We start from the raw sequence: 13397 nt of genomic DNA on the forward strand, positions 1-13397 counted from the left end.
TTGAACGATGTCATCCCGCTGCGGTCCCCTCGTTGAAGAGAGACTCGCCGCCCAACTCCTGATTGCGATCCTGCAGCTGCTTCTCGTAAAGCTTGGCCATCAGATCCGCCTGCGCTTTTTGCTCATCCGACAAGGTCTGGTATTTGTCTGTACTGCGAAACCAGTCGACACTGAGCTGATCTCCCAGCTTTTCCGCCACGATGTTCCATGCATAGGCTTCAACCATCCGGTCTTCAGAAAAATAAGCCTCGGATAGAATCGCCGCAGCGTGTTTATGTCCTCTTTTCAGCGCTTCGCCAAAATAGCTTTTCGCCAGCGCGGGATAATTCACATCTTTACGAAAGTCAGGGTGTCTGGGATTGTCTTTGATGAAATACAGATAGCGCTCTCCCAAATGCACCATGGCGTTGGTGTCGCCCTGCGTCGCCAGGGATTCCAGCGTAGTGAGATCGTAGCTGTGCAGTTCTGGGGGAATGAGATATCCCATGTCTTCAAGCCACTGTTTGGGATAGCGCTCCGCCAGACTCATTTCCGCCGCAGGGTCTTCCGCATCGGCTTTATCATCCGCTTTGTCAGCTTTTTCCGCGTCTTTATCCGCCCCGGACTGGACCGTCGACGCGCCATTTGCGACGGTTGGGCTGAACGCCGTTGCGTCCATCGCCGCATCCGCCAGTGAATTCTGGTCCGTCATCGTGGCTGAATCAGCCTTTGCAGACTTTCCCGCCGCCTTCTGTTCAACTTCAGACCGGGCGACGGCGCCAGTCTCCGCCGCCAGCCATCCCTGAGTAAAACTGTTATCGGTGGCGAGCACCGCTGCGCCAACGACCAACATGCCGCTCAGGGCGAATAAGGTTTTCTTCCCTATCATTGCTCCTCTCCATCACCTGTTGTCAGGTTGCGATTGGTTAGGTTTACGCATGGTCCCGGGCCTTCAGCCCGGCGCCCCCAAGCCCGGGGCCGCCGGACTGGGGTCCGGGTAAACGTTGCGTCTCAGCATGCCCGGCTCAAGGCCGGGCTGACTGTCTCAGTGGTCGAAGCGTCCGCAGATCCAGGGCGGGCAGCCGGGAACGCTCCCGCTGTTTCCACCACCGCACAACCAGGGCGGACAAGGAATCGTGCCGCCGTCTCCGCCACACAGCCATTCAGGACAGGGGATACCGTGATCGTCGCCGCCATCGCCGCACAACCAGGGCGGGCAATGGCCGTCGTCGCCACCGTCGTCACCGCCATCATCACCACCGTCGTCTCCGCCATCGCAGATCCAGGGTGGGCAGTCTCCGTCATCGCCGCCGTCGTCACCGCCATCATCGCCACCGTCATCTCCGCCATCGCAGATCCAGGGTGGGCAGTCTCCGTCATCGCCGCCGTCGTCACCGCCATCATCGCCACCGTCATCTCCGCCATCGCAGATCCAGGGTGGGCAGTCTCCGTCGTCACCGCCGTCGTCACCGCCATCATCGCCACCGTCATCTCCGCCGTCGCAGATCCAGGGTGGACAATCGCCGTCATCGCCGCCGTCGTCTCCACCATCATCACCGCCGTCGTCCCCGCCAGGGTCGCCGCTAATAGCGAAACAACCTTCCTCGCGCTTCTGATAGCCTTCACGGGTGTAGCTTTCGCGCTGTTGCGGCGTGCCGTGTTCGGAGTAATCAGCAGCATCGCGCGCCGAACGAACGGCGTTTTCAATGAAAGAGGCGTAGCCTAGGTCCGATTCTGCATACTTATCGAAATTTCCAGCGAAGCAATCCGCCTGCAATTCCATATAAGGCGCTTGTAAACGGATGTTCTTGGTGAACTGGATAGTGTGTCCCCACTCGTGCGCCAGGATAGACTTGGCCACATACTGTCCGTACTGACTCTCCTGACCGCTCATGAAGCGAGTGCCGACGCTGATGCGGTTGGGAGAGCAGGCTACCGCGCTGGGACTGGGCTCCCCGCACGCCTGCTGATCGACGTAGATCTGAGACTGGACATGGCGACCATATAAGCCTCTGATTTCTTCACCGCTGTCCCGCAGATACTGTTCATCCACATCCGCCATGACGCCGGCTGCCGAAGACAGCAGCAACAAGGCGGCGCAATACTTAAGGAAACGATTTCTCCTTATCATTTAAAACCTCGACGTTAATTTAACCTGAAATACCGAGCGTTCCACTTCCCATGGCGGCGCATCAGGCTTGGCCAATCCCACTCACATCCTGGGGACGGCGATGCAGCTCACAGAGGACAACCAAAACGCGGATCAAACCGCGCCTACACACATTCAACTGTTGGATTCGGGAAGATGTTTACAGCTTGATTTAAGACTGCCTTTAAGCTGCAAGGTAATCGTAGGAAGGCCACAACCCCATGTAAATCATGACATTTTCATAATCCAGGGATAGACCGGGGAGTAAAACTGGTGGAAAATTGGCCTACGTCCGCAGGCTTCGCCGGTTAGATTTGTCGTTTATAAAACTTTTTGTCCACCGCCATAACGGGAAAGCTTTGCGGAAGATCTGCAGGGGAAACTTCAGTAAATCTGTTTTTTTCGTAGAAGCGGTGAGCAGCGAGAAATTGCGGTGTCGTCCCCAGGAAAATTTCATGCACTTTTTTCTCTTCACACCATTGCACCAGGGTTTGCAGTAACTTCGCCGCCACTCCCATTTGGCCGCCACGATAGTCCTTATGTACGAACATCTTGCGCAATGCGCCCTGTCCTGCGCCAATGTCGAGCAGCGACACCGTGCCGACCACAAGGCCCTGCTCCACGTCCATGGCCACCCAGAAATTGCCGGCGCCGGACTGGTAATACTCCTCAATGTTCGCCAGGTCAGGTTGTTCTTCCGCTGTAATCGGCACGCCGAACTCGTTGCGCTGAATATTGACGATTAAGGACAGGACGCCATTTTGATGGCGTGACTCATAGGGAAGTACTTTCAACATCGCCGGACCTCATTATTTTTATCTCTTAACGTAATCGGGGCCCCGCCGGGGATTTCAAGCGACAGCCGCCATGACGTCCCGAAATCTTAATAAAAACAGCTCAATATTGACGGGTTTTCACGCAGATTAACGCTTTCAGTTCGTTTGTCATCAAATTCGAAGTCCTTCGCAGGCTATCCCTAAAGCCTGCGATTTTAGTTCATGCAAGAACGCAAGGAGTTTTATATGGGCGCTGCAAATCTGACGAATTCTCTCTTCGTTGATTCCACCGAAAGTAAGGTCAGACGCTATTTTCCAGACTCTAAACTCGCTCAACTTTACCTGGCGCTTGACGCTACGGATGAATTTTATGGCGCAGGCGTCACCTTCATCGCACTGCGTCCCGTTACCTTTGTCGTCGGCGGCGATCCATTAAATCCACCTCCCCTGTTTGACGTCAGAGTGCTGCGCCAAAGCTGCCGCGCTGATGGCAAAACGGTCTACATTCGGGAAGTTCAGCTTCCGCCCAAAGCCAGTAAGGAAGAGGTCGTAGCGACAGCCAAGTCCAGTCTTGGCAAAGAGCTCACCAACGCAGGTCTGAGCTGCGCCGGCGCAGCCATCGGCTGGATACTGGTGATCGGAGAAGCCGGCGGCGGCACAGTGTCCGCAGGCGCAGCCTGGGCCGCCATGCCGCTGACTATGGCCGCCACCAGCGCCGCCACTTTCCAGTGCGGGGTCGCCATCGGACGCACAACCAACGTGGTGCGCGGCAACGCTCACTACAATGAGTGGCTGGACGAATCCCCAGAGTTCGGCGCGCTTATGATCGCCCTGGACGTCATACAGATCGCCGACGTCGTCAAAACCCTGGGGAATCAGGCCGTCCTCTATCGCTTCCTGTCCAACAAAGGCATTGGTAGCGGCAACCTCTTGAAGATGTACCAACAACTATCTCGCGCCAGCAGAAAACGCCTGGCGGAAGAGCTGCTGAAGTTTGACCATCCCGAGTTGTTGAAAAGCCGCAAGCTGCTCAAGGAAATTCTCAGCGGAGCCAGAATGCTCGACGACGGCAGCAAGGCGGTGAAAGTGTACACCCAGACCCAAGTGCAGATTCTGATGCGCACCAAGTTCCTGGAGCTGCTGGGCTCCGCCATCACGATCAATGGGAGCAGCGCCGGCGCAATGACCGCAGCGCAAGGCGGCATCGGCTTCATCATTGGTTTCGGGCAAAAATAATCTGACAGGAAGGCGAACGATGCGCGCAATCACTTGGACCGGTTGCGCCCTGCTTGCGTTAGCGACGGGGTGCTCCCAGATGAACGCAAAGAACGCACCGCCCTGGCTGCAGGACTCACTCAGGGACGGCGGCGAAGGCCCTCGCATGGTCATCGCGCCGGCGGGCGTCGGGGTGGTCGGAGACCAGGCCAGTGGCGTCTCCACCGACGAAGGGCCTCGTCATAAAGTCGTGGCGCAACATTCTTATGCAATCAGCGCCACCGAAGTGACATTCGCGGACTACGACCGCTTCGCCCAGGCCACGCACCGCCCCTTACCTTCGGATGAAGGCTGGGGGCGCGGCGAGCAACCGGTCATCAACGTCAGTTGGGATGACGCCGTCGCCTACACGCGCTGGCTGAGCGAGCAAAGCGGGCGCCGCTACCGCCTGCCCAGTGAAGCGGAGTGGGAATACGCCGCTCGGGGTGGAACCCAAACCCACTACTGGTGGGGCGACGATTACGTTCAAGGCGTCGACCATTGCGACAAAGACCTCGACGGCTGTCCTCCTGAAACCGCGTTATTCCATCCGGGGCCAGTGGGGCGCTTTAGCGCTAACCCTTACGGTCTGTACGATGTCTCCAGCAATGTGGCGGAATGGACGCAGGACTGCTATCACGACAGTCATGAGGGCGCGGGGGAAAGCATGGCGCCCAGAATGGACGGCGACTGTAACGCCAGGGTGGTGAAAGGCGGGACCTGGATGAACACCAGTCCTTATGTGCAACCGTCCATCAGAGCCGGCGTCGAGCCGGAAGAGCGAGTCAGAACCATCGGTTTCAGGGTTTTACGAGAAGTCCCCTGACCGGTGCGACAAGTCTCTCAACAGGAGCGCAAAAATGAAAACCACCTGCCCCCGCTGTAAAAGAGCGTTTTCAGCCAGACAGTTTATCCAGACGCATCGCAGCGGAGTGAATGTAGAGCGCAAATGCCCGAGTTGCGGCTGCTGGTTCCGCCTTACATCACAAATGGCCTGGCTGCATATCGCCGGTTTGCTGGGCCTGTTGATTCCCAGTCTGGCGAATCTTGCGCTCGGTTCCGGCCCTCACCAGATTCCTCTGGCGTTGGCCTCCTTTCTCGGCGGATGCGTAGCCCTCGGCGCGATGCTGTACGGAAAAATGGTGGTGGTCAGGCGTCGCGACCACCACTGATGTCGCCGACTGCTCACAGTTCGTTACAGTCATTGACAGCAACACCGCCGATTATCAACTAAAATTATCTCTATCCTCAGGGTTGCATGACTTGCTGTCTGCAACCGCCTTGTTTTTCAGAAGTTTGGGATTTAACAAATGGTCAGACGCATTTTTGTCGTAGCTGCGCTGCTGAATCTTTCCGCATGCGCCACCATGAACGAAAACGAATGCCGCAACGCAGACTGGCGCGTTATCGGTTATGAAGACGGCGTAGCCGGCCGTTCAGCCACTTACCTCTCGCAACACAGAGAGGCCTGCTCGGATTACAATGTTTCGCCTGACCTGGACGCTTATCGCGCCGGTTTTGACGACGGCGCCCGCAACTACTGCAAGCCGCAGAATGGTTTTGACCTGGGTCGCGGCGGCAATGCCTACAAAGGCCAATGCCCGCCTGATCTGGAGCCGGTGTTTATGCGCGCCGTGGAAAGCGGGCAATTTGTCCGTTATATGGAGAAGGAAATCAAGGACTCGGAGGGCATGCGCACATCCGCCGAGAAAGATCTGGATAAGAACCGCGATAAAATTGACGCCATCGAGAACGAATTGGTTAACGGCTCCGGCGACGCGCAGAAGCGCCGCGACTTGCTGAAGCAGATGCGCGAGCTGGAAAACCATCGTGACGACCTGAATTACGAGCTGCGTCACCTGGATGCGAAGATACGGGAATACCGAAGCGTGATCGACAGTATTATTGTCGAACAACCCTGGATGAAACCCTAAGCCGTTCGCGGCGAATCATCCATTGATTTGCTTCAACTGAACAAGGGCGTCACTGCGACGCCCTTTTTTATTGCCTTGATCCGTCTAATACAGAAGGAGTCAGCCGATCTAAATCCGCTGCGCCAGCCAGATCAGTCCCACCAGACTGGTCAATAGCGAGGAAACGCCGCCGAGCTTCAGACCATGGCGCCACTTAAACATGGCGTAAGCCGGTATCAGCAGCAGCGCGATGATCGCTACCTGCCCTATCTCCACGCCCAGGTTGAACATGAGCAACCGCCCCCAGACGCCTTCCCCGGAACTCAGCTCCCGCAGCAGATAACTGAAGCCCACGCCGTGAATCAAACCAAAGCAGAAGATCACCCACCAGCGATTGCGATATACCTTGTCCCAGTCCACGTCTGCACGATTTTGACGCGCCAGGTAATACAGATTCTCCAACCCCAGGAAAACGATGGTGAGGGCGATCAGAGGCTCTGTAACAGAGGGTGGGATGGAGATGACGTCAAACGCGGAAAGCGCCAGGGTAATCGAGTGCGCCAGGGTGAACGAGGTCGCCCATAACAGAATTCGTCCCAACGAGGCTGGCACTAATAGCAGACATAACAGAAACAGAATATGATCCGCTCCCTGCCAGATGTGCTCCATGCCCACCCACAGGAACGCAGGATCAATAACTCCGCTTTGCGCCGCGCTGGACTCATCTTGCCCGTCCTGATCATTCGCCAGCGGATTCTCCCAGCCCTCCACATCCAAGCGTCGATGCGGGTCCATAGCCAGGAAATCCGGCGTCAGACGCGCGCCCCATTCCCGCAGCAGTTGCGCCACGGGCAGATCGAGTTTCTGTCGATCAAAGGTGAAACGCATGCGCATGCGGTTGTCGGCCATAAACACCCGCACATAATTCTGATGTCCGCGCCACTGCTCATTGAACAGCTCGTAGCGGATGCTAACCGCCTCCATGCCCTGCGGGCACTGGTAGGTCAGAGTGTATTGGTAGGAGGCGATTTCCGGCAACGCCTTCGCCTTGCGATCCTCCAGAAAACAGGCGCGCTTGCCCGCCGCCACGAACCAGCCGGCGGCGACCTGCGTGATGTAATCCTCCGGCGGCGCCACGCGCATCTCTACGTTGGGCTCCAGTTCCAGCAGGTTGTCGCTGGGCAGCGTGTAGATGACCTTCACGCCCGGCTCGGCGATCTGAATAGAAGTATCGGTGAATCCGCTTAAATGCGCGGACGCTGTCATGGACAGCATCCACAAACTGACTGAGGTTATTATTTTCCTTAGCATAATAAACGCCTACGGCTGGTTTCCTTCAGTATTCAGGCTCCGCCGCCGCATTTACCGACGGCAGACGCCATGATTTCCCTGTTAGCGGACGCCGGCGGCTTTCCTTCTCACCAGCAGTCCCAAGCCTCCCAACGCCAACATCCACATTGAAGCAGGCTGCGGTACGGAATAGATGCGCATATCCTTGCGCGCATCGATCACATCGCTTCCCGACAAATACAACAACCCCAGATCTGGATTCGCAGCGCTGTCGCCAGACAGACCCAGCTGGGACAGTCCTGCCGCGACGGCGCTGAAGCTCAGGCGCGCCAGTAGCAGGCCTGCGCCGCTGTCGCCCGTCACGCCGGGAAATGCGGACCCCGCCACATCGATCCCGGGAAATAGCGCGGAATCATCGTCCCAAGGGACTCCTACCGTGCTGTCGATGAGCTGGAGCACACCGGCGTCATAGCCAAGATTAAAACCAAACGCCAATAGCTCATCGCCATCGAACAGGCCGTCAAACGGCTTCTCCAGGATCACGTCCACATAGAACGCATCGCCCACCACAATATGGTCCGTCGACGCCTGAAACGAAATGTATGAGGCCCGCGCGGAAGCCGACAGGGCAAGCAGAATCACAGCGAAAAAATGCAACAACTTCATGGAGTACTCCTGACTACTGAATAGTAAAAGCTATCGAAACCGGAGGAGCCGGGGCCTCAGCCCCCGCTCTTGAACATCGCATACCACAGCCGGTAATCCTGACGACCAATGCAGCCGTCTCCGTCGTAGTCCGCGTCCGTCTGATACCCAGCGTCGCCATTGCATTTTCCGAACATGCTCCGCAGCAGATCCCGGTCGGCGCTGTCCGCTACGCCATCGCCGTTAAGATCTCCCGCCACCGCCGCTTCGCCAACACTGAAAGTCACCCGATTGGAGACTTCGGTGTAGGAGTCGTTGGTGTACATGGCCATAAAATACTCGCCGTCAGGTAAATCATCGGTAAAGGTGACGCTGCCGCTGGCGGCGCCGTCGAAATACAGATACGCCACCAACTCACTGCCAGTCTGGCCCGGCACGGCGCCCTTCTCGAAAATGCCGAGGTAATCCTTGGCGACGCCAGGGCCGCCGCTGAAATTGGCGACGATGTCCTCACCAGACTCAAAGTGGGTTTTCAACAGACTCAGTTCCGCAATACGGTCACCCACCGAGAAATAAACCCGGTTGGAGGCTTCGGTATAACCGTTGTTGATAAAGAAAGCGGCGAAGTAATAGCCTTTGGCCAGACCGGAAAAGTCCACGGTTCCTGCGGTTTCCGGCGCATATTTCCATACGCTGGAAGACTGTTGGCCGGGAACTTCGCCCACGCGATACACGCCGATCCAATCCTTGGCGCCGCCGCTGGAGCCGCTCCAACTGACTGTCGCGACCTCTCCTTCATCGTATTCCGTGTCCGTCATGGTCAATTCCGCCACCGGACCAATATAGAAGTAGGCGCGCTCCGCCATTTCCGAATAACCGTCGTTTTCGAAGAAGCCCACAAAGTACTCGCCATCGGCGAGGCCACTGAAGGTCAGACTCCCCGTCGGGCCGTCCACGTAGGACCATTTGGTGGCGCGCACGGCGCCGGGAATCTGGCCTTTCTTGTACACGCCTACCCAGTCTTTAGCGTTACCGTAGCCGTTCTGATGATGCGCCACCACGTCTTCGCCGCTGCGGTATTTGTCTTTGCTGACGCTGAGTCCCGGCTCTCCATCCGTGCTGCCGCCGACGGTGAAGGCTTTGGCTTCAGACCAGTCGGACCAGAGGATGTTTTTATCGCGATGACGCACGCGGATGTAGTAGTCGCCATTGGGCAAGCCATTGGCGGGAATTTCCCAGGCCAGGATATCCACGCCGGCGTGGATATCCACCGGCTCATATTCCGGCGCGCCGGTGTCCCCAAAGATATTTTCAAAGTCGCGGATTTTGTCGATTTTCAGATCGCTGAACTCTGCGTCAGCGGCGATCTGAAACTGGGTGCTGTTCATCTCTTCCGGCTCGCCGCTGCTGAAAGGCGAGCTGTTAAATACGAAAGGCAGGCTGACAGGCCCTTTCACTTCCGTGGTGATGCTCGGCTGATAGGGCTTCTGCAAATCCAGTTTGCGATGGAAGGAATCGATAAGCCGGCTGTTGTAGTGAAAACCTTTGGTTTTGTATAGCAGCGGGTGCGCTTCCGCATAGGTTTCCACCGTCATTTCCCGCGCAGGCAGATCAAGGTCGATGACTTGCCATGCCCAGTTGGCGATGGTCTTCTGCACGTCGTCGAAGTCTTTCTCCGTGGACTGTCCCCAGTATTGATCCCAGGCGGTGCCGCCGGAAATCATGTGATAGGACGGCCACTCCCGGGTTTGACCGCGGGCGTACAGGTGATGGTGTCCGCCAATATTAAGCACATGTTTTTGCGAGCTGGACAGAATCGCCATCCAGGCGTCGCGCAGCGGATGGGAGATGTCGCCAATGTACTGCTCAGCCTGATAGGGGTGGTGAATAATGCTGATAATCCAGTCCACGCTGGCGTCCGCATCCGCAGCGGCGACCACCTGGGTCAACCAGTTCTGCTGCACGGCGTCCGCCTTCATGCTGTTCATGTGGATGATCACCAGCCGCCCCACCTGATAGGCGTAGTAGCTTTCGTTGGGCGCGCCGGAGATGCCCTGATAACTCAGACCGTCGTAAAAGAAGTGGGCGCGATAGTTGTTGAGGTCGCCGTCATAGTAGTATTCATGGTTGCCCACGGTGGTCATGATGGGCACATTCGGAGAAATCGCCGCCGATTGCGCGAAGTGCAGGTTGGCGTAGTGATCCAGCGTGCCGACGTCCACTTGGTCGCCGTCATTGAGAATCAGATTAACGGCTTCTTCAATCGGCTCAGCGTATTTGTTTTCCAGTTTGGCTTTCGCTGCTTTCACCAGCTGCTCATAGCGGTTCTCATTGCGAATCTGGTGGTCGCCCATAACCAGAATGCGGTAGTGGCCGGAGCCATCGCCCCGCGCCGGCTGGGTTTTAAAGCGATAGACAGCGGAGACGTCAGCGCCGGTTTTCACCCGATAGTAATACAGCGTATCCGCCTGCAGCCCTTGTAATTGCACGCCGTGATACTGGTAGTCCGAGCTTAACGACTGCACGCCGCCGTTGGCGCTTTGGTCCAGACGATCCGCCGCGACGCCGTATTCGACCTTCGATTCAGAGCCGGTTGCGGTCTTCCATGAGATCCAGATTGATGTGTCTGTCGGACTTTGCAGATAAGGTTTGATTTCCGCCGACGCCGCTCCAGCGAGCAGCGCCAATAAAAACGCCAGGCATGCCGCAGCAAACCTGTGATGACTGGGTTGCATGTTTCCCTCCCCCTCGTTGCCGGATTATTCAGGCGACTTCCGCTTCACCTCCGGGACAGTTTAGTCGCTGGAAGGGAATCAGCCTGTTTTTTCGGAATTTGATGTTTTGAAATGAAAAATCCCGGCTATTAGAGAGGGAGCGCGTTTCAACTTAAGGTCAGTTAAGTGACGCTTGTGCGACAGTTTTATGAATTCAAAAAGATTCGACTACGCTAGTTCTCACCAGCTCCGCCGAGTCAGAATGGGCGACGATTCGCTCCGGCGCCTCCAGGTTGCGGCGTTGCAGCGCGTCTCTCACGCTGCCGCACAGCGCCTCGCTTTTGCGTCGGCACAAGCGCATGCTGCGGTCGGCGACAAATTGCAGATCCGGCCTCACGAAATAACGGTTCAAACGCAGGTAGTCGTCCAAAAACAGATTGAAGGTGTCCATATAGCGCGTTTCGTCCAGCCAACCAGGCTCCTTGCGTAACAACAGGGTCTGGTACTCATGCTCCACTACCGCCGTGGCGAAGGTGTTTTTCGCCTTCAGTCCCAGCATACGATTGAGTTTAATGTCCTCCATCAGTTCATCCAGGCTGCTTTCCTGCGCCAGCGTTTCCGATTTTACCCGCATCTCTACCGCTTTCATTTCCTGCAGCAGATAATAAGGCGGTGTGATCTGATGGGTGGCGATAATATCCATCGCCTGCGCAATAGCGCGCTCCGCCAGAGGTAGCTTTTCCCTGTACAGATAGGCTTTCGCCAGCCACATCAGCGCTTCCAGGTTTTCCGGGTCGCCGGCGCCTTTCACTGCGCCGATCACCGTGGAGGCTTTGGCGAAGTATCCGGCGGCAAGCTCCGGCTGGTTCATGAACATGTATTGTTCGCCCAGATAGCGATAGGTTTTACCCACTTGGTAATGATTTTCGGGATATAACTTCTGCCGGATCGCGAGGGCTTTCAGCATGTAGCGCTCCCCGGACTCCAGATCGCCGCCCCAGGTGGCGAGTGTGCGACTGAGTTCCGCATAAGCCGCAGCGGTTTTCTCGTCCAGTTCCCCCAGATTATTCAAATAGATATCCAGGGCGCGGCGACTGATTTCCACCTTGCGCGCACTGTCCCTGACGAACCAGTTCAGCAGCCAAAGCGCGTCGCCGGTCTCCGTGGCGTCTGCGCCCAGGCTCTCGGAAAATAAAGCGATGGCGTTCTCCGCATTCTGTTTCCCCGACGCCAGCGCTTTCGGGCGGTCGCAGTAGGGATAGATGCATTCCAGTTGCGCCATGGCCATCCAATAATGCCCTCGCCCCAGCAGCTCATTATTCGACTCATGCGCCGTACGGATGAGGTCCAGGGTATAACGCGCCGTGTCGTACGCCGCCTGTCTTTCGTTCATCGCCACCAGGGTTTCCACCAATGCGAACTTTATGCGAATCACTTCTTCGGCGTCCTTGCCATGAATCTCCTCCCCCATCCTGACGCTTTGGTCCAGCACCATACGCGCGTCGGCGTAATGCCCACCGGCCAGATAACAGGCGGCGAGAAAACGTAACTGACGCAGCCGTTCCGCCGGAGACAGTTTACGTTGGTCAATGCGTGGACGTTCTTCGTCGAGCATCGCTTTCAGCGCGCTTTCATGGCGACTGCCGGTGGTCTTATAACGCGCCAGCATATCCAGCATGAAACGGTTCATTTGCGCTGAGCCGTTCTGGAGCTGGAGATTCTCATCCTGCGCCTGTCGCAACGCCTGCTTTTGCGCCATTCCCCAGATCAGCAAAAATAAAAAGAAACCGCCAACGGCCAGACGCTTGAAATCAAAACGGGAACGACGTGGACTGGGAGGCTCTATCTCGACTGGCGCAGGCGAAACCGTAGCGTCAGACGACGCTTGTTCCGCCTCTGCGCTGATGGGTGCGCGCGGAGCCGTCGTCTCCGGTTCAGAAGGTAGTTGTGGCTGAATTGGTGGTTGTTGGTGAGCTGGTAGTTGTGGGTGAGTTGATAGCTGTGGGTGAGTTGATAGCTGTGGCTGGATTTGCAGTTCCGGCTCTGGCTGATCTGGGCGCACCCGCGCCACCGCCGCTTTCAGCCGGTAACCGCGTTTGGGCGCAGTGGCGATGTAGTCGCGGGATTTATCCTCGAAGATATGGCGCAGTTCGAAAATACTGCGCTTCAGGACGTTCTCACCTACGAAACGCCCTTCCCAGACCTGGTCGAAAAACTCTTCCGTCGTCACCACCCGGTCGTGATGGCGAATTAATAAGACAAGCACGTCGCAGGTTTTGGCGCGCACCTGATGAACCAGGCCATCGGCCCGGGCGATAGTTTGATTGCGAGGGTTGAATAACCAGACGCCGGCGATGTTGTATTCTTCCACCGCGTCGTCAAAGGCGTCTTTACCGCGCGTATTCAGAATAGGAGAAGCGACTTCCAAGTCCGTCCCTTTGCCGTCCATTATCCATTTCCTTGTTATTCCTTTTCTATGCTGAGACCACTGGTTGATTATGGGCGGACAGCCGCCGTCATGACTTGCCGCCAGTCATGGTTTGATGTAACGGGCCTCTTTCCAACGTCGTGGTTGGAACGCGCCATTCTATCAGTATTTTTTGCGCTACCGCTTACTTCTTTTGGCTATCGCCAACGCTTCGCTCCCCCGCGTTAACAGCAAATTCAACAAAAATTT

The 13397-nt window shown here is 56.7% G+C and carries 11 protein-coding genes; 4 read left to right on the forward strand and 7 right to left on the reverse strand.

Annotated features, from left to right (window positions below; all coding sequences use genetic code 11):
* Positions 1 to 10: 10 nt before the first annotated feature.
* From ACQYWX_RS29220 to ACQYWX_RS29230, 3 genes are all read right to left on the reverse strand, one after another.
* The gene (locus ACQYWX_RS29220) at positions 11 to 868 is read right to left on the reverse strand and encodes a hypothetical protein (protein WP_431687249.1); all 858 of its coding nucleotides are present in this window, start codon (positions 866 to 868) and stop codon (positions 11 to 13) included.
* 156 nt (positions 869 to 1024) lie between these two features.
* A complete protein-coding gene (locus ACQYWX_RS29225; RefSeq protein ID WP_431687250.1) occupies positions 1025 to 2110 on the reverse strand; it encodes a hypothetical protein in 1086 nt (361 codons plus the stop codon).
* Positions 2111 to 2436: 326 nt separating this feature from the next.
* Complete coding sequence (locus ACQYWX_RS29230; RefSeq protein ID WP_431687251.1) at positions 2437 to 2925, reverse strand: GNAT family N-acetyltransferase; 489 nt, start codon at positions 2923 to 2925, stop codon at positions 2437 to 2439.
* Between the two features lie 225 nt (positions 2926 to 3150).
* Here ACQYWX_RS29230 and ACQYWX_RS29235 point away from each other — a divergent pair, with 225 nt between their 5' ends.
* From ACQYWX_RS29235 to ACQYWX_RS29250, 4 genes are all read left to right on the forward strand, one after another.
* Positions 3151 to 4140 carry a hypothetical protein gene (locus ACQYWX_RS29235; RefSeq protein ID WP_431687252.1) on the forward strand — a complete coding sequence of 330 codons (990 nt, stop codon included), beginning with the start codon at positions 3151 to 3153 and terminating at the stop codon, positions 4138 to 4140.
* Positions 4141 to 4159: 19 nt separating this feature from the next.
* Positions 4160 to 4984, forward strand: a complete 825-nt coding sequence (locus tag ACQYWX_RS29240; RefSeq protein ID WP_216736066.1) for a formylglycine-generating enzyme family protein — start codon at positions 4160 to 4162, stop codon at positions 4982 to 4984.
* Positions 4985 to 5018: 34 nt separating this feature from the next.
* Positions 5019 to 5330 carry a hypothetical protein gene (locus ACQYWX_RS29245; protein ID WP_216736065.1) on the forward strand — a complete coding sequence of 104 codons (312 nt, stop codon included), beginning with the start codon at positions 5019 to 5021 and terminating at the stop codon, positions 5328 to 5330.
* Between the two features lie 138 nt (positions 5331 to 5468).
* Positions 5469 to 6092, forward strand: a complete 624-nt coding sequence (locus ACQYWX_RS29250; RefSeq protein WP_216736064.1) for a DUF2799 domain-containing protein — start codon at positions 5469 to 5471, stop codon at positions 6090 to 6092.
* 108 nt (positions 6093 to 6200) lie between these two features.
* On the opposite strand, the gene ACQYWX_RS29255 is transcribed toward ACQYWX_RS29250, so the two are convergent.
* The 4 genes from ACQYWX_RS29255 to ACQYWX_RS29270 all read right to left on the reverse strand — a co-directional run bounded on the left by ACQYWX_RS29255 (position 6201) and on the right by ACQYWX_RS29270 (position 13169).
* Entirely contained in the window at positions 6201 to 7382 is a 1182-nt protein-coding gene (locus ACQYWX_RS29255; RefSeq protein WP_431687253.1) for a HupE/UreJ family protein, read from the reverse strand.
* 81 nt (positions 7383 to 7463) lie between these two features.
* A complete protein-coding gene (locus ACQYWX_RS29260; protein WP_279501185.1) occupies positions 7464 to 8027 on the reverse strand; it encodes a cohesin domain-containing protein in 564 nt (187 codons plus the stop codon).
* A gap of 56 nt (positions 8028 to 8083) precedes the next feature.
* Positions 8084 to 10741, reverse strand: coding sequence for a fibronectin type III domain-containing protein (locus tag ACQYWX_RS29265; protein WP_431687254.1), 2658 nt, complete (start codon positions 10739 to 10741; stop codon positions 8084 to 8086).
* 193 nt (positions 10742 to 10934) lie between these two features.
* Positions 10935 to 13169, reverse strand: a complete 2235-nt coding sequence (locus tag ACQYWX_RS29270; RefSeq protein WP_431687255.1) for a winged helix-turn-helix domain-containing protein — start codon at positions 13167 to 13169, stop codon at positions 10935 to 10937.
* Positions 13170 to 13397 lie beyond the last annotated feature (228 nt).

Origin of the sequence: Hahella sp. NBU794, assembly GCF_050749805.1 — a bacterium.
Taxonomy (GTDB): Bacteria; Pseudomonadota; Gammaproteobacteria; order Pseudomonadales; family Oleiphilaceae; genus Hahella.

What these genes read in the sequence shown, in the direction of transcription:
- ACQYWX_RS29220 (WP_431687249.1), bottom strand. Translation starts at nt 868, where the DNA reads ATGATAGGGAAGAAAACCTTATTCGCCCTGAGCGGCATGTTGGTCGTT.
- ACQYWX_RS29225 (WP_431687250.1), bottom strand. Translation starts at nt 2,110, where the DNA reads ATGATAAGGAGAAATCGTTTCCTTAAGTATTGCGCCGCCTTGTTGCTG.
- ACQYWX_RS29230 (WP_431687251.1), bottom strand. Translation starts at nt 2,925, where the DNA reads ATGTTGAAAGTACTTCCCTATGAGTCACGCCATCAAAATGGCGTCCTG.
- ACQYWX_RS29235 (WP_431687252.1), top strand. Translation starts at nt 3,151, where the DNA reads ATGGGCGCTGCAAATCTGACGAATTCTCTCTTCGTTGATTCCACCGAA.
- ACQYWX_RS29240 (WP_216736066.1), top strand. Translation starts at nt 4,160, where the DNA reads ATGCGCGCAATCACTTGGACCGGTTGCGCCCTGCTTGCGTTAGCGACG.
- ACQYWX_RS29245 (WP_216736065.1), top strand. Translation starts at nt 5,019, where the DNA reads ATGAAAACCACCTGCCCCCGCTGTAAAAGAGCGTTTTCAGCCAGACAG.
- ACQYWX_RS29250 (WP_216736064.1), top strand. Translation starts at nt 5,469, where the DNA reads ATGGTCAGACGCATTTTTGTCGTAGCTGCGCTGCTGAATCTTTCCGCA.
- ACQYWX_RS29255 (WP_431687253.1), bottom strand. Translation starts at nt 7,382, where the DNA reads ATGCTAAGGAAAATAATAACCTCAGTCAGTTTGTGGATGCTGTCCATG.
- ACQYWX_RS29260 (WP_279501185.1), bottom strand. Translation starts at nt 8,027, where the DNA reads ATGAAGTTGTTGCATTTTTTCGCTGTGATTCTGCTTGCCCTGTCGGCT.
- ACQYWX_RS29265 (WP_431687254.1), bottom strand. Translation starts at nt 10,741, where the DNA reads ATGCAACCCAGTCATCACAGGTTTGCTGCGGCATGCCTGGCGTTTTTA.
- ACQYWX_RS29270 (WP_431687255.1), bottom strand. Translation starts at nt 13,169, where the DNA reads ATGGACGGCAAAGGGACGGACTTGGAAGTCGCTTCTCCTATTCTGAAT.